At 66.5% G+C, this 20,520-nt stretch carries 19 protein-coding genes; 12 read left to right on the top strand and 7 right to left on the bottom strand.

Features of this window, described 5'->3' with window-relative positions:
- Positions 1-112: 112 nt before the first annotated feature.
- From ACLQ3J_RS13255 to ACLQ3J_RS13270, 4 genes are all read left to right on the top strand, one after another.
- Positions 113-1,117 (top strand): aldo/keto reductase, encoded by a 1,005-nt coding sequence (locus tag ACLQ3J_RS13255; protein WP_425903500.1) that lies wholly within the window; start codon positions 113-115, stop codon positions 1,115-1,117.
- A 40-nt stretch (positions 1,118-1,157) separates the two neighbouring features.
- Positions 1,158-2,498, top strand: a complete 1,341-nt coding sequence (locus ACLQ3J_RS13260) for an MFS transporter (RefSeq protein WP_425903502.1) — start codon at positions 1,158-1,160, stop codon at positions 2,496-2,498.
- On the top strand, positions 2,473-3,162 hold the full coding sequence (locus ACLQ3J_RS13265) for a GTP pyrophosphokinase (RefSeq protein ID WP_378528904.1): 690 nt from the start codon (positions 2,473-2,475) through the stop codon (positions 3,160-3,162). Before ACLQ3J_RS13260 ends, ACLQ3J_RS13265 begins: the two co-directional genes overlap by 26 nt.
- 229 nt (positions 3,163-3,391) lie before the next feature.
- Positions 3,392-3,859: a DUF1801 domain-containing protein gene (locus ACLQ3J_RS13270; protein WP_425903504.1), complete on the top strand. Its 468-nt coding sequence runs from the start codon at positions 3,392-3,394 to the stop codon at positions 3,857-3,859.
- Between the two features lie 21 nt (positions 3,860-3,880).
- On the opposite strand, the gene ACLQ3J_RS13275 is transcribed toward ACLQ3J_RS13270, so the two are convergent.
- The 6 genes from ACLQ3J_RS13275 to lppU all read right to left on the bottom strand — a co-directional run bounded on the left by ACLQ3J_RS13275 (position 3,881) and on the right by lppU (position 11,267).
- Positions 3,881-6,388 (bottom strand): ATP-dependent Clp protease ATP-binding subunit, encoded by a 2,508-nt coding sequence (locus ACLQ3J_RS13275; protein WP_425903506.1) that lies wholly within the window; start codon positions 6,386-6,388, stop codon positions 3,881-3,883.
- Between the two features lie 361 nt (positions 6,389-6,749).
- Positions 6,750-7,598: a 3-hydroxybutyryl-CoA dehydrogenase gene (locus tag ACLQ3J_RS13280; protein WP_169622910.1), complete on the bottom strand. Its 849-nt coding sequence runs from the start codon at positions 7,596-7,598 to the stop codon at positions 6,750-6,752.
- Between the two features lie 61 nt (positions 7,599-7,659).
- On the bottom strand, positions 7,660-8,817 hold the full coding sequence (locus ACLQ3J_RS13285) for an acyl-CoA dehydrogenase (RefSeq protein WP_425903508.1): 1,158 nt from the start codon (positions 8,815-8,817) through the stop codon (positions 7,660-7,662).
- A gap of 143 nt (positions 8,818-8,960) precedes the next feature.
- Positions 8,961-9,704, bottom strand: a complete 744-nt coding sequence (locus tag ACLQ3J_RS13290; RefSeq protein WP_425903510.1) for a TetR family transcriptional regulator — start codon at positions 9,702-9,704, stop codon at positions 8,961-8,963.
- A 69-nt stretch (positions 9,705-9,773) separates the two neighbouring features.
- Entirely contained in the window at positions 9,774-10,571 is a 798-nt protein-coding gene (locus ACLQ3J_RS13295) for a 3'-5' exonuclease (protein ID WP_425903512.1), read from the bottom strand.
- 102 nt (positions 10,572-10,673) lie between these two features.
- Positions 10,674-11,267: an LppU family putative lipoprotein gene (lppU, locus tag ACLQ3J_RS13300; protein WP_425903513.1), complete on the bottom strand. Its 594-nt coding sequence runs from the start codon at positions 11,265-11,267 to the stop codon at positions 10,674-10,676.
- Positions 11,268-11,368: 101 nt separating this feature from the next.
- On the opposite strand from lppU, the gene ACLQ3J_RS13305 reads away from it, so the two are divergent.
- The 7 genes from ACLQ3J_RS13305 (at position 11,369) to ACLQ3J_RS13335 (ending at position 18,802) form a co-directional block, all read left to right on the top strand.
- Positions 11,369-12,433, top strand: coding sequence for an ATP-dependent DNA ligase (locus ACLQ3J_RS13305; protein WP_425903515.1), 1,065 nt, complete (start codon positions 11,369-11,371; stop codon positions 12,431-12,433).
- The gene (locus ACLQ3J_RS13310; protein ID WP_425903516.1) at positions 12,430-13,488 is read left to right on the top strand and encodes a DNA polymerase domain-containing protein; all 1,059 of its coding nucleotides are present in this window, start codon (positions 12,430-12,432) and stop codon (positions 13,486-13,488) included. The genes ACLQ3J_RS13305 and ACLQ3J_RS13310 overlap by 4 nt, the downstream gene beginning before the upstream one ends.
- A 140-nt stretch (positions 13,489-13,628) precedes the next feature.
- Positions 13,629-14,165, top strand: coding sequence for a DUF6764 family protein (locus ACLQ3J_RS13315; RefSeq protein WP_425903517.1), 537 nt, complete (start codon positions 13,629-13,631; stop codon positions 14,163-14,165).
- 159 nt (positions 14,166-14,324) lie between these two features.
- Entirely contained in the window at positions 14,325-15,536 is a 1,212-nt protein-coding gene (locus ACLQ3J_RS13320; RefSeq protein WP_169622895.1) for a serine hydrolase domain-containing protein, read from the top strand.
- A 128-nt stretch (positions 15,537-15,664) separates the two neighbouring features.
- Positions 15,665-15,889, top strand: coding sequence for a dodecin (locus tag ACLQ3J_RS13325; protein WP_169622896.1), 225 nt, complete (start codon positions 15,665-15,667; stop codon positions 15,887-15,889).
- Positions 15,890-16,018: 129 nt separating this feature from the next.
- Complete coding sequence (locus tag ACLQ3J_RS13330) at positions 16,019-17,698, top strand: FAD-dependent oxidoreductase (RefSeq protein WP_169622897.1); 1,680 nt, start codon at positions 16,019-16,021, stop codon at positions 17,696-17,698.
- 159 nt (positions 17,699-17,857) lie between these two features.
- The gene (locus ACLQ3J_RS13335; protein WP_425903518.1) at positions 17,858-18,802 is read left to right on the top strand and encodes a L,D-transpeptidase; all 945 of its coding nucleotides are present in this window, start codon (positions 17,858-17,860) and stop codon (positions 18,800-18,802) included.
- Positions 18,803-18,926: 124 nt separating this feature from the next.
- Here the strand turns inward: ACLQ3J_RS13335 and ACLQ3J_RS13340 are convergent, their stop codons facing one another.
- A complete protein-coding gene (locus tag ACLQ3J_RS13340) occupies positions 18,927-19,697 on the bottom strand; it encodes a DeoR family transcriptional regulator (protein WP_169622899.1) in 771 nt (256 codons plus the stop codon).
- Between the two features lie 308 nt (positions 19,698-20,005).
- On the opposite strand from ACLQ3J_RS13340, the gene ACLQ3J_RS13345 reads away from it, so the two are divergent.
- The coding region (locus ACLQ3J_RS13345; protein WP_425903519.1) for an LLM class flavin-dependent oxidoreductase at positions 20,006-20,520 on the top strand (515 nt) is incomplete at its 3' end.

Here is a 20,520-nt window from a genome sequence, read left to right on the forward strand (position 1 = left end):
GGGCGGGCTGTGATCACGGCGATTTCAATCCGTGCGTCCGCGCTCGGCGTGCGTCAGGATCGACCGGGAGTCCGCCGTTCGCGGTGCCCGTCGCCGATCCGAGGAGAAATGCATGTCCGTCCCCATCGTCGAGCTCGCCCCCGGGCTGAACGTCAGTGCTCAGGGCTACGGCGCGATGTCGGTTTCCCCCGCATACGGACCGATCGATCCCGACGAGGCCCTCGCCACGCTGCACCATGCGGTGGACCTGGGAGTGACCTTCGTCGACACGGCGAACGTGTACGGCAACGGCACCAGTGAAACCGTGGTCGGGAAGCTGCTTCAATCTCGCCGCGACGAGGTGCAGATCGCGACGAAGTTCGGTCTGGTCGGCGCCATCGGCTCTGCCGGGATCGGCAACCGCCGCATCGACGGCCGTCCCGAATACGCGAAGCAGGCAATCGACGAATCACTCGCTCGACTCGGGGTGGACAGCGTGGATCTGTACTACCTGCACCGTGTCGATCCGGAGGTGCCCATCGAGGAGACCGTCGGTGCGCTCGCCGAACTCGTGCGGGCCGGCAAGGTCCGTCACATCGGATTGTCCGAGGCAACCGGCGACGAGGTCCGTCGCGCCCACGCCGTCCACCCGATCGCAGCGGTGCAGTCCGAATGGAGCATCGTGTCGCGAGATGTCGAACGACACGTGGTGCCGACGGCCGCCGAACTGGGCATCGGGTTCGTGCCGTACTCACCCGTGAGCAGGGGCCTGCTCACCGATTCGTTCGACCCGGAGCAGCTCGGGGAGGGAGATCTGCGGCGCAGATTCCCGCGATTCGCGTCCGGTGCCCTCCCAGGCAACCTCACTGTGCGAGACGAGGTCCGGACGGTCGGCGACGAAGCCGGAGTGACGGTCGCGCAGGTCGCGCTGGCGTGGCTGGACGCGAAAGGCCGCGAGTTCGGTCTCCCGTCGGTGTCGATTCCCGGCACCCGGTACGCCGCGCGGGTCGCCGAGAACGTGGGCGCGCTCGACGTCACGTTGACACCGGACCAGATCGCGCGGCTCGATCTGCTCGCCGACAAGGTCGCCGGACCGCGGTCCGCAGACCCACAGTGGGTGTCGCTCGGTCGCGAGTAGTCGGCGTCGCTCTCGAGCGTGGGAGTAACGTTCGTCCACCATGAGGGCGTGGCTGGTCTGGAGTGTCGGAGTATTCGCCTACATCGTGGCGGTCCTGCACCGGACGGCGTTCGGCGTTTCCGGGCTTGCCGCGACCGAGCGTTTCGAGATCTCCCCGGCGGTGCTGTCGGGGTTCGTCGTCCTCCAGCTCGTCGTGTACGCGGGCATGCAGATCCCCGCGGGAGTGCTCCTCGATCGGTTCGGTTCGCGCTGGGTCATCGCGATCGGTGCGGCGGTCATGGCGGTGGCTCAGTTGGTGCTCGCCACCACGGAGTCGTTGCCGATCGCCTATATCGCCCGGGTTTTCGTCGGCGCGGGTGATGCGCTCACGTTCATCTCGGTTCTCCGGCTGGTGCCGGTGTGGTTCGCACCGCGCCGGGTGCCTCTCGTCTCCCAGCTGACCGGGATCCTCGGCCAGATCGGGCAGGTGCTGTCCGCGGTTCCGTTCGTGCTGGTGCTCACCGGTGTGGGATGGACGGCGGCGTACGGCAGCGCCGCGTCGATCGGTGTGTTCGCCTGCATCCTCGTCATCGCGACGGTGCGTGATGCGCCGTACGGGGACGCGCCGGCGTCACAGCCGATGGGACTTCGCGAGTTGGTCGCACAGATCGGTGTGGTGTGGCGCCGTCCGGGTACCAAGCTGGGTTTCTTCACCCACATGGGCACCCAGTTCTCGGTGACGACCTTCGCGTTGATGTGGGGTGTTCCCTATCTGGTCTCCGCGCAGGGGCTGTCGGCGGCTACTGCCGGCACGATGCTGACGGTCTCGGTAGTTACCGCGATCGCGGCGGGCCCCGTCCTCGGCATCCTGTCCGGCCGCTTTCCTCTCCGCCGCTCCTGGATGGTGCTGGCGATCATGCTGGCGAACGCGACGATCTGGACCGTGGTGCTGGCGCTGCCCGGTCCGGCGCCGATCGCGTTGCTCGTGCTGCTGATCGTCGTCATCTCCGTGGGTGGCCCCGGTTCGATGATCGGGTTCGACTACGCCCGCACGTTCAACCCCGGCTCCGCACTGGGGACCGCGAACGGCATCGTCAACATCGGAGGGTTCCTCGCGACCCTGCTCGTCGTGCAGACGATGGGACTCGTCCTCGAACGGCTCGGCGGGTACACCTTCGACGCGTTCCGTGTCGCGTGGCTCGCGCAGTATCCCGTCTGGGTGATCGCGATCATCGGTGTTCTTGTGACGCGCGGCCGTGCGCGCCGCGAGGCGGGTGTGCATCCGCGCAGCTCATGGCAGGTTCTACGGCAGCGGACCGCGACGCGTCGCGGGGAACTGGCAGACTCGGAGGAGAACATCCAGAGGAGGACGAGCAGTGACACCGACGGTGGGCGACCCTGATCCGGGCGCCCCGATTCCGGAACCTCCCACGGACGGACAGAGCGCGACGTCGCTCTCACCGCGCGAACTCGCCAGGTTCTTGATGGTGTACAAGTTCGGCATCGACGAGATGATGACCAAGATCAACATCTTGCGGGACGAATTCACCTACGCCCACGACTACAACCCGATCGAGCACGTCAAGTCGCGACTCAAGACCCCCGAGTCGATTCTCGCGAAGGCCGCCCGCAAGGGCGTCGAACCCTCGCTGGACGGCATCCGAGCCAACGTCCGCGACATCGCGGGTATCCGCATCTCGTGCAGTTTCACGTCCGACGTGTACCGGATCTCGGACATGATCACCCGGCAGCGCGACGTACGGGTCGTCGACGTGGTGGACTACATCGCGCACCCGAAGCCGAACGGGTACAGCAGCCTGCACGTGATCGTCGAGGTCCCGGTGTTCATGTCGGACCGGGTGGAATCCGTTTACGTGGAACTCCAGATCCGCACGGTCGCGATGGACTTCTGGGCCAGCCTCGAGCACAAGATCTATTACAAACACGATCGTGCCGTGCCGAGCGATCTGCGCGAAGAACTACGGCTCGCCGCCGAAACGGCCCGTGCACTCGATGTACGGATGGAAGCGCTGCACGAGCGGGTACACGGCCGGTTCGACGACTGACGCTATCGGGTTCGTCCTCGAACGGCTCGGCGGGTGCGCTTTCGTGTCTTGTCAAGTAGGAGCACGTAATTCGCGGGGTCGCGGTGAGGCTTGTGGCTCAGGCACATGGGGGCTGCACACGTACCCGTCCACCCGGGGTCCGCTGATCGATCAGGAATCGAGAAGGCGCCGCCCACGGTAAGGACCTAATCTGGGAAACGTGCATGTGACCGACACCGGGAGGGGCACCATGACCACGAAATCGACTGCGGACGAGAGCTTCTCTGCGCAAGAGCGCGCTGCCATGAAGGAACGTGCAGCAGAAATCAAGGCCGAGAACAAGCGCGCCAAGAGCGCCGAGAAGGCTGCTGCGGAGGAGGCGGATGTCCTGGAGAAGATCGCCCGGATGCCGGACGGCGACCGCGAGATGGCGGAACGCGTCCACGCGATCGTCACAACCGTCGCTCCGGAGCTGGCCCCGAGGCTCTACTACGGACAGCCCGGGTACGCCCGCGGCAGCAAAGTGCTCTGCTTCTTCCGTAGTGGACAGATGGACAAAGAGCGCTACTCGACGTTCGGGTTCAGCGTTCAGGCCGAACTGGACTCCGACGACGGATTCTGGCCCACCGCGTACGCGCTACAAGAGCCGTCCGAGAACGCATGGGAACGCCTCGGCGAACTCGTCCGCCTGGCCGTCGGCGCATCCGGCAGCGACTGACTCTCGGGCGACCGGCGCGGTTCAGCCCTTCTCGGACTCGTCGGACGCAGCGTCCTTTCCGTCGCCGCCCGCGGTCACGGTGCCTTCCTCCGTCACCTCACCGTTTCCGCCGACCGTCTCGATGACGAGGGCATCGTCTCCCGCGTCGACGCGTACAGTGTCTCCGCTGGACAGCGTGCCCGCGAGCAGCAGGTTCGAGAGTTTGTTGTCGAGTTCCTTCTGAATCGTGCGACGCAACGGACGCGCCCCGAACTCCGGCGCGAACCCCGTGTCGACCAGCCAATCCACCGCGCTGTCGGTGATCTCGAACTCGACGTTCTGCGCCCGCAGCAACCGTTTGGTTCCGCCGAGCAGCAATCCGACGATCTGGTGCAGTTGTTCCTTCGCGAGTCGGTGGAACACCACGGTCTCGTCGATCCGGTTGAGGAACTCCGGCCGGAAATGCGCGTGCAGGCGTTCCATCAACCGCGGTGTGAGGGACTCGATGTCGTCACCGGAATGGGCCAGGATCATGTCCGACCCGATATTGCTCGTGAGGATGACGATCGTGTTCTTGAAATCCACCGTGCGGCCCTGGGCATCGGTGACGCGCCCGTCGTCGAGCAGTTGCAGCAACACGTTGAACACGTCCGGGTGCGCCTTTTCGATCTCGTCGAAGAGGACCACCGAATACGGCTGACGACGAACCTTGTCGGTCAACTGTCCGGCCTCTTCGTACCCGACGTAACCGGGAGGAGCGCCCACCAGGCGCGACACCGTGTGCTTCTCCTGGAACTCGCTCATGTCGAATCGAATCATCCGGTCTTCGTCACCGAACACCGCTTCTGCCAATGCTTTTGCAAGTTCTGTCTTGCCGACCCCGGTGGGCCCGAGGAACAGGAACGACCCGATCGGCCGATTCGGGTCGGCGAGTCCGGCACGTGCCCTGCGAACACCTTCGGCAACCGCCGTGACCGCTTGCTCCTGGCCGATCACCCGCGCGTGGAGCACGTCCTCGAGGTCCAGGAGCCGCTGTCGTTCCTCCGCCGTCAACTCGGACACGGGAATACCGGTCTGCCGGGAGATCACCTCGGCGATGTCGAGCACTTCGACCTGCGGGGTGGACTCGGTTTCTCCCACTCCGGTGCGCTCCTCCAGCGCGGTGATCGCCTTCTTCAGTTCCCCCGCCTTCGCATAGTCTTCGGCGGCGACGGCGGAGTCCTTCTCGCGTTCGAGGCGTGCCAGCTCCTCCTCGTGGGAGCGGGTGTCTGCGTCGGGAGTCTTCGTGCGCAAGCGGACTCGCGCCCCGGCCTGGTCGATCAGGTCGATGGCTTTGTCCGGCATGAACCGGTCGGTGATGTACCGGTCGGACAGTTCGGCCGCGGCGATCAGCGCCTCGTCGGTGTAGTGGACCTGATGGTGTTCCTCGTAGACGTCGGCGAGTCCGCGCAGGATTTCGATGGTGTCGTCGACCGACGGTTCGACCACCATGACCGGCTGGAACCTGCGTTCGAGCGCAGCATCCTTCTCGATGTACCGGCGGTACTCGTCGATCGTGGTCGCGCCCACCGCGTGGAGTTCCCCGCGCGCGAGAGCGGGCTTGAGCAGGTTCCCGGCGTCCATCGATCCCTCACCGCCGCTGCCCGCGCCGACGATGGTGTGCAACTCGTCGATGAACAGCACCAATTCGTCGGAATGGTCGCGCACCTCGTCGAGAATCTTCGTCAGTCGTTCCTCGAATTCGCCGCGGTATTTGCTGCCCGCGACCAGCGACCCCACGTCGAGCGCGACGACTCGCCGGTCGGCGAGCGTGGAGGGCACATCTCCGTTGACGATGCGCTGGGCCAAGCCCTCGACGATCGCGGTTTTACCCACGCCGGGATCCCCGATGAGCACGGGATTGTTCTTCCTGCGCCGGGAGAGGATCTCGACCGTCTGCGCGATCTCGTCGGAGCGGCCCACCACGGGGTCCACGTTGCCGGCGCGTGCTTCGGCGGTGAGGTCCCGCCCGTACTGGTCGAGTGTGGGCGTCGTGCTGGATGAGCCGTCGCGACGGCTACCGGTGTCGAGTTTCGCGCCGGCGAGCGCATGTGCGGCAGGGTTCTCGTTGTTCTCCGCGATCCCGTACAGGATGTGTTCGGGCCCGATGTAGCTTGTGCCCGATTGTCCTGCCTGCTGCTGGGCGATACGGAATACGCGCTTCGCCGCCGGACTCAGCACCGGCGGCTCGGCTTCGCCCTCACTCTCGCTCTTGCCCGCGAGCGAACGCATCTGCTCGGCGACGGTGTCGGGATCGAGTCCCAGGCTGCTGATCACGCCACGGGTCGGGTCGTTGAGGGTGGCGGCATACAGCAGATGTTCGGGAGTCAGTTCCGAATTACCCCATTCTGTTGCGGCATTTCGGGCATCCGCGACAAGTCTCTTGGCATCGTCGTTGAGCAGTCGGCTCAGATCGACGCGCTGGACCGGTGGTTGGCGCATTCCACCGGGGCCGAAGAATCGGTCGAAGATGTCTTCGAACGGATCGCGCGAAATCCAGCTGTCGGTCATCGTCACTCCACGGTGTTCGGACCTCAGTTTCCGACACTCACCAGCGGTGCAGCGTATTCGGATCGAGGGATTCGCCCCGATGACCCGGTGGTTGATGGTTGTCGGCCGATAGGTCGATCGTAGTGGCGACGACGAAGTTTGTACGTCGCTCCGGAACTTCCGGCCCCGCGCAGCGTGGACCACCGGTCGCGGAGGTGAGGGGCGGGTCCTGCCGAACCGTGACGACGCGTCGGGCGGAATCGCAAGACGCGCAAGGTCACCCGCCGCGTGCAGGACGAAGGCGCCCCCTCGGTCCGGGATGGATCGAGGGGGCGCCGTCGACGGAGGGCTTTACCCGTCGGTGCCTGTATGTAGCGAGTGCCTACTTGTAGCTGTAGAAGCCTTCGCCGGTCTTGCGGCCGAGACGGCCGGCGTCGACCATGCGACGCAGCAGTGCCGGGGGAGCGTAATGCGGCTCGGCGAACTCTTCGTACAGCGACTGCGCGGCGTTGAGCGTGATATCGAGGCCCACGGTGTCGATGAGGGTGAGCGGGCCCATCGGGTATCCGCAGCCGCCCTTCATCGCGGCGTCGATATCTTCCTTTGTGGCATAGCCCGATTCGAGCATGCGCACCGCCGAGCACAGGTACGGGATGAGCAGCGCGTTGACGATGAAGCCGGCGCGGTCGCCCGCACGCACGGCGGTCTTGCCGAGCGTGTTCTGCGCGTAGTCGAACACGGTGTCGGCGGTGTCGGCGTCGGTGGTGAGCGCGGAGATGATCTCCACCAGCGGCATGACGGGCACCGGATTGAAGAAGTGCACGCCCACGACCTTGCCGGGCCGCTTCGTCGCCTGCGCCACCTTGATGACGGGGATGGACGACGTATTGGTGGCGAGGATGCCTTCCGGCTTCACGATCCGGTCCAATTCGGCGAAGATCTCGACCTTGAGGGCCTCGATCTCCGGCGCCGCCTCGACCACGAGGTCGCGGTCCGCGAACTCCTCGATGTCGGTGGTGACCCGGATCCGTGCGAGCACTGCGTCCGCATCGTCCTGCGTGATCTTGCCGGACTTGACGCCGCGTCCGACCGACTTCGCGAGGCGCTCACGCGCAGCCGCGGCGAATTCCTCGGTGGTCTCCCGGACGAGGACGTCGCTTCCGGCCTTCGCGCACACTTCGGCGATTCCGGCACCCATGGTGCCGCCGCCGATCACGCCTACCTTTTCCACTGTCACTACGAGTACTCCTGATCGGTGTGATGGTTCAGCGGTGTCAACCTACGCGTGCCGCTCAGCGGAGCAGTGCACGCGACATGACGACCCGCTGGATCTGGTTGGTGCCCTCGTAGATCTGGGTGATCTTGGCGTCGCGCATCATGCGCTCGACGGGGAAGTCGGTGGTGTAGCCGGCGCCGCCGAACAGCTGGACCGCGTCGGTGGTGACCTCCATCGCGACGTCCGAGGCGAAGCACTTGGCTGCCGCCGAGATGAAGCCGAGGTTGGGCTCGCCGCGCTCGGCGCGGGCCGCGGAGGTGTACACCATGAGGCGCGCAGCTTCGACCTTCATCGCCATGTCGGCGAGCATGAACTGCACGGACTGGAAGTTGGAGATCGAGGTGCCGAACTGCTTGCGGTCCTTGGTGTATTCGATCGCGGCGTCGAGTGCGCCCTGCGCCAGTCCGACGGCCTGCGCGCCGATGGTCGGGCGGGTGTGGTCGAGGGTCGCGAGTGCGGTCTTGAAGCCGGTGCCGGGCTCGCCGATGATGCGGTCGCCGGGGATGCGGCAGTTCTCGAAGTACAGCTCGGCGGTGGGGGAGCCCTTGATGCCGAGCTTCTTCTCCTTCGGTCCGACGACGAAGCCTTCGTCGTCCTTGTGAACCATGAACGAGGAGATGCCGTTGGCACCCTTGTCGGGGTCGGTCACGGCCATCACCGTGTACCAGGTGGACTTTCCGCCATTGGTGATCCAGCACTTGGAGCCGTTGAGGATCCAGTCGTCGCCGTCGGCCTTCGCGCGGGTGCGCATGGACGCGGCGTCGGAGCCCGCCTCACGCTCGGAGAGCGCGTACGACGCCATCGCGCCGTTGACGATGTCGGGAAGGACCTTCGCCTTGAGCTCGTCGGAGCCGCGGAGGATCAGGCCCATGGTGCCGAGCTTGTTGACAGCCGGGATCAACGACGAGGAACCGCAGACGCGGGCGACTTCTTCGATGACGATGCAGGCCGCGACGGAGTCGGCGCCCTGACCTTCGAACTGTTCGGGGACGTGGATCGCGTTGAAGCCCGAACGGTTGAGAGCGTCGAGTGCTTCCTGCGGGAAGCGGGAGTTCTCGTCGACGTCTTTCGCGTGCGGCGCGATCTCCTTCTCGGCGAGGGCGCGGATCGCGGCGCGCAGTTCGTCGTGCTCGTCTCCGAGCTTGAAGAGATCGAAGTCGGGATTGAGGGCCACGGTGGCAAACTCCTAACGGCACTCGGTGCCATTAATCGGGTCGGATCCGCACCACCTTATCGACAGCAAGGGTGTGCGACGTCACGGAATTCTTCCATTTTACCTCGGGCACTGAGTGCCAGGTCAATGCCGGGGGACGTTCGTCACGAAGTCGGCGGGTTTTGTTCCAGCTCGCGACGGACCTGCTCGGCGACCTCGGCAGGCGACGCCCCGACCGGAAAGGTCACCACCGTGACGGCCCGCTGCGGCAGGTCCGCACCCGGGTGGGCGCCGGCGGCCGCCTGGGGTACCACCCCGAATGTCCGGCGAACCTCGTAAAGCGCTCGGTGCAGTTGCTCGGACGTGGCCGTGTCATCCCCCCGGATCATCGCCCGGAGCAGATAGTTGTGCGTCGCCGTCATCGCGGCCGCGAAACTCACGATGTGCACGGGCTTCGCCGAGGGCACCGCGGCCCGCAGGAAGTCGGTGAACAGCCGTTCGTAGCGATAGGTCGTGACCAGTTCGCGTTCGCGCAGCGCCGGTACCCGTTGCACCACGCGGTACCGCCAGACTGCCAGCTCACGCCGGTCGCGAAAATGCCCGAACACCAGTTCGGCGGCATCGCATGCCGCCAGCCACGGATCGGCGAAGTCGCCCGAGAGGTACCCGGCGACCTGCTCGAGCAGTGATTCGTGGTCGGCGAAGATCACGTCTTCTTTCGACCGGAACTGACGGAAGAAGGTCCTGCGGGACACACCGGCCGCCGCCGCGATCTGCTCGACCGTGGTGGATTCGTATCCGAATTCGGAGAACAGCCGGATCGCCTGGGTTACGACATGCACCCGGAACTGAGCCGGGTCGGGTCCTGCCGCGTCGGGACGGCGCGGGGCGCCGGTGCCTGATGTCATGACAGTCCAGTATTCAAGGTCGGCGCGTCGGGGGTACGCAGCCCCGCCGGTCTGCGCAGCAACACCGGACTACGCCGCGCGGCTTCCGGTGCCACGGAAGAACGCGCGCAGCCGCTGCACGACACGCCGGTGCCAGGCCACGCGCCCGGTCTCGGTCGCCGGCCGTTCGAGAACACCGGTGCTGCCGATTTCGGGCCGGCGCACCGGCCAGTTGTCGTCGATGTCGGTGACGTCGCGGCCGAGGCCACGGAGATATTCCGCGAAGCTGCGCTGCCGCTCCGCGTGCCACGCGGCCTGGTCGGCCATGATGTCGAGGTCTGCCAGCTGCGGGTACCGGGCGATGAGCGCACGAGTGAGGTGACCGGCGGCGAGCGCGTCGGCCTCCGCTTCGTGGGGGCTGGCGAGCTGGACGCCGTACACCTCGCAGACCGCCTGGAGTGTGCGCCTGCCGCTGCGTGTGCGGTCCATCTCGCGATCGATGACGTACGGGTCCACGACCGTGCCGATGTCGAGTTCCGGTAACCCGAGTCGCCGGCCTTCGGCGTCGAGGATCGTCAGGTCGTAGCTGGCGTTGAACGCGACCACGATGTGTCCGCGCTCCCACGCGTCGCACACCGCCTGCCGGATCTGAAGATAGCCGGCGAGGTAGTCCATGCCCTCTGCGCGAGCGCGCTCGGTGCTGATGCCGTGAATGGCGGTGGTTTCGGGCGGTATCGCGATGCCTGGGTCGAGCAGCCACGAACGGGACTCGATCTTGTCACCGTCGAAGGTGGCGACGCAGGCAGCGACGATGCGTGCGGTGCGGGGATCGCGGTCGGTGGTCTCGAGGTCGAATGCGCAGATCGGTCTGTCTGGCCAGTGCGTCATTCGTGTGTCCTCGCGTTCTGTTCGATCGTGTTCTGCCTACAGCCCGCATTGTTGCCGGGGGTACCGACACGCCCGTGGTGCTGCGCGGTGGCGAGCGATGCCTCAGAACGAATCGGTGCACACCACGAAGTTGCGTTCCTCGTAGACGTATCCGGAGTCCGAGAACGAGCACTCGTTCACATCGGAGGTGCCGGTGAGGATCTCGCTGACCTTTTCTCCCAGGATCGCGGTCGCGGAGCAGTCGATCCGCTGGGGATCCTCTCCGCCCAGGTCCATGCACTCGCCGACCTTCCAGTCGATGTCGAGGCACAGGGCACCCGTCTCGACGCCCCAGAGCGTTTCGAAGTACGTCTGGTCGATGTCCTCGGAGCACTCGTCGCTCGATGTGACGACGTCCACGACCTTGTAGTTGGAGGTGCGACTACCGCAGTCGGCGTTGTCGATGGTGGCGGCGTCGACCGCGCCCCCCAGTGCGACACAGTCCCCGGGTTCGACGTCGACTTCCAGATCCAGGTCTGCGGCCGTCGTGCTCGCGGTGGTCGAACGCGAGGTCGCCGGAGCCGGGGTGGTGGTCGTGCTCGCCACGGCGTCGGCGCCGGGCAGCGCGCGGCCCTCGGTCTCGGAGGCGCATCCGCCGAGCACGGCCACCGCCACCACCGTCACGAGAGCGAGCCCCGCCCGCCGGAGAATGATCATGTGTGGAGGGTACGGAATGTCTGTTTCCGTCGATCCGTCCAGGTCGCGGATTTCATGCGATCCCGAACGCGGAATGCCCCCCGGAGTGCGACCATGTGCGGATGGACCTCCCCGTGGTTCCACCCCTGGCACCGATGCTGGCGAAGGCTGCCACCGCGGTTCCGGCACAGCCCGACGACGGAACGGCCGTGTGGTCGTACGAGCCCAAGTGGGACGGCTTCCGGGCGATCGTCTTTCGCGACGGTGAGGAGGTGGTGTTCTCGTCGCGCGGTGGCAAGGATCTGGCGAGGTACTTTCCCGAACTCGTCGCGGCCGTCCGCGCGGAACTTCCCGCGAGATGCGTCGTCGACGGAGAAATCGTCGTTCCGCGCGAGCGCGACGGGCTGACCCGGCTCGACTGGCAGTCGTTGTCCGAACGTATCCATCCCGCGGCGAGCCGGGTGGCGCTGCTCGCCGAACAGACACCGGCCCAGTTCGTGGGATTCGACCTGCTTGCACTCGGCGACGAGGACCTCATGACCAGTCCGTTCGCCGACCGTCGTGCACGGTTGCGCGACGCGCTCGGAGGAGGACCCAGCTGTCACGTCACGGCGTCCACCACGGACGCCGCGACCGCGCAGCGATGGTTCGAGGAATTCGAAGGCGCCGGCCTCGACGGTGTGGTCGCCAAGCGGCTCGACGGAATCTACCGACCCGACAAGCGAGAGATGATCAAGCTCAAGCACGCTCGCACGGCGGACTGCGTTCTCATCGGATATCGCAAGCACAAGAGTGTCGACGGTGTCGGTTCCCTTCTGCTCGGTCTCTATCACGACGGTGAACTCGCCATGGTCGGCGGCGCTTCCGCTTTCACCACCGCGCGGCGGAAGGCACTGCTTGCCGAGCTCGAGCCGCTGCGTGTCGGTGCGGACGTCGTCGCCGAGGGGGAAGCGACCCGCTGGCGATCGGGAGTGGATCGCAGTTGGGTGCCGTTGCGTCCGGAGCGCGTACTCGAGGTGGCGTACGACCAGATGGAAGGCACGGCCGGAGCAGGGATGCGGTTCCGGCACGCCGCGCGGTTCCAGCGGTGGCGACCCGACCGGGACCCGGCAAGCTGCACATACGATCAGCTGGACGTGCCCGTGCGATACGACCTGGGCGACGTGCTGGACCGGACGGAGGAATGATCGTGGCTGCCGAACGCTCGCCCGCAGAGGAACTCGACGTCGACGGAGTTGCTGTCCGGCTGTCGAATCCGGACAAGATCTACTTCCCCCGACTGGGCTCGTCCGGCGGCACGAAACGGCACCTGGTGGAGTACTACCGGACGGTGACCACCGAACTCGGTGCGCCGCTGCTCGCCGCGCTGCGTGAACGGCCCACCCATCTCCAGCGGTTTCCCGGCGGCATCGACTCCGAGGAGATCTACCAGAAGCGGGCACCCGCCAAGCGGCCCGATCATGTCGCCACGTGCGAGATCACGTTTCCCTCGGGCCGTACCGCGGATGCGCTTCGCGTGCGCACGGCGGCCGACGTCGTCTGGGCGGCGAATCTCGGTACGGTCACCTTCCATCCGTGGGCGGTGCGCTGCGGCGACGTGGACCGGCCGGACGAACTCCGCATCGATCTCGATCCGCCCGACGGGACGGGGTTCGGCGCGGCACGTGCCGTCGCACTCGACGTGGTGCGGCCCCTGCTCGACGAGCTGGGGCTGACCGGATTCCCCAAGACGTCGGGGGGGCGCGGCCTGCACGTCTACCTGCGGATCGTGCCGGAGTGGGATTTCGTCGGTGTGCGACGCGCCGGTATCGCGCTCATGCGCGAAATCGAGCGTCGCAGCGACGGGCGCGCGACCACCTCGTGGTGGAAGGAGGAGCGGGGCGACCGCTTGTTCCTCGACTACAACCAGAATGCCCGTGACAAGACCATCGCCTCGGCCTATTCGGTGCGGCGGACACCCATCGCCACCGTGTCGACGCCGCTGACCTGGGACGAACTCGCCGACGCCGAACCGGACGACTTCACCATCGCGACGGTGCCGGAGTTGCTCGCACGCCGCGGCGATCCGATGTCCACACTCGACGACCACGCTCACTCGCTCGATGTGCTGCTCGAGATGGCGGATCGGGACGCTGCCGACGGCCTCGGCGATCTTCCGTATCCCCCGACCCATCCGAAGATGCCCGGCGAACCCAAGCGGGTACAGCCGTCGCGCGACACCGACCGGAAGACCACCGGCTGAGAAGCAGGCACGATCCGCCTCGCTCGCCCGGTCCGGTCGCTGCCGAAATCGGTCCCCGGTCGTTACCTCGACGGAAGATCAGCTTCCCGGGATTTCCATAGACTGTGCGGGAACCTGTTCGCCGGAGTTTCGGGAGGATCGTGACTGTGTCTCGCACGTGGATGTCGGGTCGGCTGGTCGGTGCCGGTGTGATCGGCGCCGCCGTCGTGGGGGCAGGTCTCCTCGTTCCGGGATCCGCGCTCGCGGCGACCACGTGCGCGGCACCGCCGGGAGGCCCGGCGGAGGTGACTCGGGTCGACGGCCCCGCGGCCTGCGGGGCGACCACCGACGGGACGGGCGGTGCCTGGAGCCTCGGTGAGTCCGGCGTCGGGTTCGCGGAGGCCGGTGCAGGTGCGACGGTCGGGGCCGCAGGGTTCGCCGGTGGAGTCGGCGCGGGCGAGAGTCGTGGCGGGCGACTCCTGGCGGTCGGATACGGGGTCGAGTCCCTCGCGCTGGGGTTGCTGGACGAGCCCGGCACCGCCCTGGTCGTGACGGGTCCTCGATCCCAGGCTTTCGTCGGTGACGCCGACGATCCGGTGTTGTGTGAGGGTGAGCTGGCCGCGACGATCAACTTCGCGACCGGGTCGGGGTGCGTCGTGGCCGGCGCCTTTCGCTACGTGACCCCGACCGCCCCTTGATTCCACGGGCCCCGGCTCGTGTTGCCACGTCCCTAGTTCGCGCCCGCAGGCCGCGCGCCGGCGGCACCGAATTGGGAATACAAACAGCCTGTACGGAAAGCCTTCCGTTCGCTGCCGTCCGCACGTAGCCTTTCGGCACATGTCGAGGGGAGGGTGTCGATGACGACCGGAGCGGTGCTTGCCGCGGAGGGGCACGACGACCACCTGTCGCGGACCGAGATGCACGTCGATCCGCGGTTCCTCCCGCTGGCCGACAGGTTCTTCGCGCTGTACACACAGCCTCACCACGGCGGTGGAGCACTCACCGCCTACCTGCACGGCGAGAAGGTCCTCGACGTCTGGGCAGGCTGGGCCGACCGCACGCGCCGGTGGACGCAGGACACGATGGCGCTGTCCTTCTCGACGGGCAAAGGCGTCGCGTCCACCGTCGTGCACCGTCTCGCCGAACGCGGACTGATCGACTACTCCGCCCCGGTCGCCCAGTACTGGCCCGAGTTCGCGGCCGGCGGCAAGGGATCTCTCACCGTCGCAGACGTCATGACGCATCGGGCCGGATTGCACCGCGTCCGGGGGCTCGTCCCCGGAAAAAGGGGCATTCTCGACTACGACGCGACCGTCGCCGCGCTTGCTGCGGCCACCCCCGACCGTCGCAGAATGTCGGGTTCGGGTTACCACGCCGTGACCTATGGCTGGCTGGTCGCCGAAATCGTCCAGCGCGTAACCGGGTTGCCGTTCACCGAAGTCGTCGACCGTGAGATCGCGCAGCCCCTCGGGTGTCAGGACTTCTGGTACCGGGTCCCGCACGACGAGCGCGGCCGCATCGCACGACTGTTCCCGCGGATCAATCCGGTGGGGCTCGACTGGGGTGTCAGTGCGTCCGTCCTGTCGCGGGTCGCGCCGACGCGGGGCCTGGTCGAAGCGGCGATGCCCGCGGGTTTCGACGAACTCGTTCGCGATCCGGCGGTGCACGATTCGGTGATGCCGGGCTGGAACGGCGTCTTCACCGCACGGTCGCTCGCTCGTATGTACGGCGCGATCGCGGGTGGCGGCACGATCGACGGAGTGAAGTTCCTCGATCCGTCGACCATTGCCGCGATGGACGAGGTGCGGTTGCGGAGCCGCGACTACGTGCTCGGCGTGCCGATGGCGTGGCGTCTCGGCTATCACCAGCCGATATTCGCCAGCCGCGAGCGCCCGCGCGGCGCGTTCGGTCACTACGGGGTCGGTGGTTCCGGAGCATTCGCCGATCTGGATTCGGGAATGTCGCTCGCATTCGTCACCAACCGCCTCGGCGTGGGCGCGATGCCCCTCGGCGACCTGCGCCTTGCCCGGCTCGGCGCCCTGGCGCGCGACTTGGCTCGCCTGGCCTGACGACGCAGCGGTCTCTCCGGCCGATGTCTTGCCATTTTCGCGGATTCCGGCACGCGGACCCAGCGTGAGCGGGAGTATCCGACCAGGACACGGACCGGTGTTCGGTGGCGATGCAAGGAGCGGTGGGAATGAACCACGTCTATCGAGTGATCGAAGTGGTCGGCTCGTCGACCACCGGGGTGGACGACGCGATCGCGAAAGCGGTGGCGCGGGCGGCGGAGAAGACGCGCCATCTCGAATGGTTCGAAATGGTCAATGTGCGCGGTCACATCGACGACGGAAAGGTCGCTCATACCCAAGTCACGCTCAAGATCGGATTCAGGATAGAGTCGGGAGACGAGTTGGCGCGTTGAGGTCATTCTCGAGCACTGAAATGCCCTGCTAGAGTGACGATAACGACGTTCTCGACCAGACTTGCAACGTGTTATAGTCTGGGGCCCCGATCGTCGTACCCCACCGGCACTTTCAGGCAGGTATCCACTGTGGCTTATGTGATCACCCAGGCATGTTGCAACGACGTCTCGTGCGTCGAAGTCTGCCCGGTCAACTGCATCCATCCCACGCCCGACGAAGCGCCGTTCGCTACGACGGAGATGCTCTACATCGATCCCGATACGTGCATCGACTGCGGGGCGTGCGTCGACGAGTGCCCGGTCGACGCCATCGCGGCCGACAACGAGCTCACGCCCGCCCAGGAGCCGTACCTCGAAATCAATGCCGAGTACTACCGGCGTTACCCGATCGGACCGGACTGGCCGGAGCTGCGGTCGCGCCGCAAGATCCCTGCCGACCTCGGAACGCTGCGGGTCGCGATCGTCGGATCCGGGCCCGCGGCCTGCTACGCCGCACAGGAACTGACTTCGCATTCGGCCGTGCAGGTCGACATCTTCGATCGGCTTCCGACGCCGTTCGGCCTGGTCCGGGCCGGCGTCGCGCCGGACCACCAGAGCACCAAAGGCATTGCCAACGTCTTCCGCAGTGCCATCGGCCACAAGAACACCCAGTGCTACTTCAACGTCGAGGTGGGTACGCACATCACCCACGAGGAACTGCTCGCGCACCACCACGCCGTGCTCTACGCCGTCGGCGCGTCCAGCGATCGGCGCCTCGGCGTTCCCGGTGAAGATCTGCCCGGCTCGTTCGCTGCCACCGAGTTCGTCGCTTGGTACAACGGCCATCCCGACTATGCCCACCGCACATTCGACCTTTCCGGCGAACGCGCGGTGATCATCGGCAACGGCAACGTGGCCCTCGACGTCGCGCGTGCTCTCGTGATGAACCCGGACGAACTCGCCCGCACCGACATGGCCGAGCACGCCGTCGAAGCGTTGCGCAACTCCGCAATCCAGGAAGTAGTGGTCGTGGGCCGGCGCGGTCCCGCCCAGGCGGCCTACACGAACCCGGAACTGCTCGCACTCGGCGGCCTCGACGGCGTCGACGTGATGGTCGATCCCGCCGAACTCGAACTCGATCCCGCGAGCCGCGCCCTCGTCGACGACCCCGATGTCGAACCCCGCATCGCACTCAAGGTCCGGCAGGTCGCCGAGTACGCGAAGACGAGCCCGACGCCCGGCAACAAGCGAATCGTCCTTCGCTACCTCGCGTCGCCTGTCGAGATCACCGGGGACGACGCCGTCACATCGATCACCCTCGAACGCAACGAACTGGTCGAGGTCGACGGACGCCTCGAAGCCCGGCCCACGGGCGACACCGACACGCTCGGCGCAGGACTGGTCCTGCGTTCGATCGGGTACCGGGGCACCCCCGTCAAGGGCGTGCCGTTCGACGAGCGCCGAGGAGTGCTCCCGAACCACCTCGGCCGCGTCCTCGACCCCGAGACCGATGAGCCGGTGCCGGGTGTCTATACCGCCGGATGGATCAAGCGTGGTCCGAGCGGCGTGATCGGCACCAACAAGCAGTGCTCCAACGAGACCGTCGAGCAGATCCTCGACGACTTCATCGCCGGAAAGCTGCCCGAACCCGTCGCGGATCGCGAGAAGCTTGCGACCCTCGTCGCCGAGCGGCGGCCCGAGTTCGTCGATTACCGCGGGTGGCAGCAGATCGACAAGCAGGAGAAGTCGCGCGGGTCGGCGGCCGGCCGGTCTCGTCTCAAGTTCGTATCGGTGGAGGAATTGCTCGCGGCATCGCGAACCGGCTCCTGAATGCGTTAACGCTTCCACAAGCGTCCGACCTGGGGCGATGCGGGTTTTATGGATACCCGAATTGCCCGGGTCGAGTTTGCGCGTGTCTAATAAGAAGTAACGAAAGCGTCGCGACGGGGAATTAGGGTCACGACGCACCGTCCAACGATGGGTTGTGGAATGGTCGAAAAGCATGTCTTGTCGAACCGTCGCCGCCGGGCTGGACGCCGGTCCGCACGCGTAGCGATCGCATTCACCGGTGCCGCCGCAGTCGCCCTCACCGCCGCCGGCCCCGCCGCCGCAGTGCCGTTGTGGCCGGGTGGGCCGGAAGTACCGAGTGTCGAGGACGTCATCCGGAGCGTCGTCCCGCAGGGGCCGGGGGCGCCCCAGTTGCCGCCGCAGCTGCTTCCCGAGCAGCCCGCTCCGTTCTCGGCCCCGTCGGTGAACCCGTCGAACGGTGAGACGGTCGGTGTCGCGCAGCCGATCATCATCCGTTTCAACGAGGCCGTCGGCGACCGCGCCGCCGCCGAACGTGCCATCCGCATCACTTCCCAGCCGCCGGTCGACGGCCATTTCTACTGGGCATCCGACAGCCAGGTGCGCTGGAAGCCGTTCGAGTTCTGGCCGGCGAACACGTCGGTCACCGTCGCGGCCGGTGACTCCCGGTCGTCGTTCACGATCGGTGACGCCCTTGTCACGGTGGCGGACAACAACACCAAGACGATCACGGTCACCCGTAACGGTGAGGTCGTGCGGACGATGCCGACGTCGTTCGGCAAGCCCGGCCACGACACTCCGAACGGCACCTACATCGTCGGTGACAAGTTCCGCGACATGTACATGGACTCGTCGACCTACGGGGTGCCCGTCGACAGCCCGGAGGGTTACCGCACGTACGTCGAGTACGCGACCCGCATGTCCAACAGCGGCATCTTCCTGCACGCGGCGCCGTGGTCGGTGGACGCACAGGGCAACACGAACGTCAGTCACGGCTGCCTCAACGTGAGTACCGAGGACGGCAAGTGGTTCTTCGAGAATTCCAAGAAGGGTGACCCCGTAATCGTGCAGAACACCGCCGGCGGCACCCTCAACGGCTGGGACGGCCTCGGAGACTGGAACCTCTGAGTTTCGGCCCCACCGGGTTGTCGTCTGCACGTATCTCGCCCGACGCCTCCTCCTTCCGGCACCGTCTACGGTCCGGAAGTGCAGGGGGCGTCGGGCTTTCGTGTCGGTTCGGCGAGCACCGCGATCAGGTGGGCGAAAACGGTTCGGCGATCACGAGCGCGGGCCCGTAGGCATCGCGCTGTTCGGCGGCCAGTCCGGAATCCGACACGAGCGTGTCGATGTCCTCGACCGCGGCAACTTTCGCAAGCGCACGGTGCCCGAACTTCGAATGGTCGGCGACGAGCACTGTGCGCGCCGCAGCCTGGATCAAGGCCCTCTTGATCGGAACCTCGAGCGTGTTGGTGTTCGTGATGCCCGCCGTCGGATCGATCGCGTCGGCGCCGAGGAACGCCCAGTCCGCCGAGTACGACGACATGAACCGGACGGCGTGCTCGCCGACGAGTGTGAACACCGAACCGAGCAGTTCGCCGCCGGTGACGAGTAGCCGTACTTCGGGAAAGCTCGCCACGTACTTGGCGATCCGCAGATCGTTGGTGATGACGGTCAGCGACGTGCGACGACGCAACGCGACAGCCACTTCGTAGGTGGTCGATCCGCTGTCGAGAATCACGCTGTCCCCGTCGGAGACCATGGCCGCTGCGACGGCGGCGATCGCCGCCTTCTCGGCCCGGCGCACGTCCTTTTTCACCGCGTAGGGGACCTCGGGCCCGGCGCCCTCCACCGGGCGTGCGCCGCCGTGGGTGCGTTCGACCTTTCCTTCGCGGGCGAGCGCGTCGAGGTCCCGCCGGATCGTGGATGTGTCGACGCCCAGGTCGCCGGCGAGCGTTTTCGCGTCGACATAGCCGTCGGCCATCAGTCGGTGGAAGATCTCACGTCGCCGTGCACTCGCGGACACGAATACTCCTCCGGATTCTGCTGGGATGCTGCGCTGTTCGGGCTGCGCGTTCATGTTGTGCATCTGGGATGCCCGCGGGGGGATCACGCGGTTCGGTTGTGCGGAACGATCGCACGACGATAGCGCACCCATAGCCGTGCACGCACAGATATTGACACAAACACCAGGAAATGTGCATTATTTCGTGCAGTATATGCGCGAATTTGCGTGATCATTATGAGCATCACCAGGGCCGCCGAGGCTCCGGGCGCCGGGTCGACGTTGCCCTCCTCTGTGGCGAGGCGATGTCGACGTGGAGGCGGACGGACATGCTGAAGTTGGGATACAAGGCGTCGGCGGAGCAGTTCGAGCCGCGTGAGCTGGTCGAACTCGGGGTGCTCGCCGAGGCGCACGGGATGGATTCGGCGACGGTGTCGGATCATTTCCAGCCGTGGCGGCACAACGGTGGGCATGCCCCGTTCTCGCTGGCGTGGATGACTGCGGTGGGCGAGCGGACCGAGCGGTTGCAGTTGGGGACGTCGGTGCTGACTCCGACGTTTCGGTACAACCCGGCGGTGATCGCGCAGGCGTTCGCGACGATGGGGTGTCTGTATCCGGGGCGGGTGTTTCTGGGCGTGGGGACCGGTGAAGCACTCAACGAGATCGCGACGGGCTATTCGGGGCAGTGGCCGGAGTTCAAGGAGCGGTTCGCGCGTCTTCGTGAGTCGGTGGCGTTGATGCGGCAGTTGTGGCTGGGAGATCGGGTGGATTTCGAGGGGGAGTTCTATTCGACGAAGGGGGCGTCGATCTACGACGTGCCCGAGGGTGGGGTTCCGGTGTATGT

Source organism: Rhodococcus sp. DT1 (assembly GCF_049844875.1).
Classification (GTDB): domain Bacteria; phylum Actinomycetota; class Actinomycetes; order Mycobacteriales; family Mycobacteriaceae; genus Rhodococcus.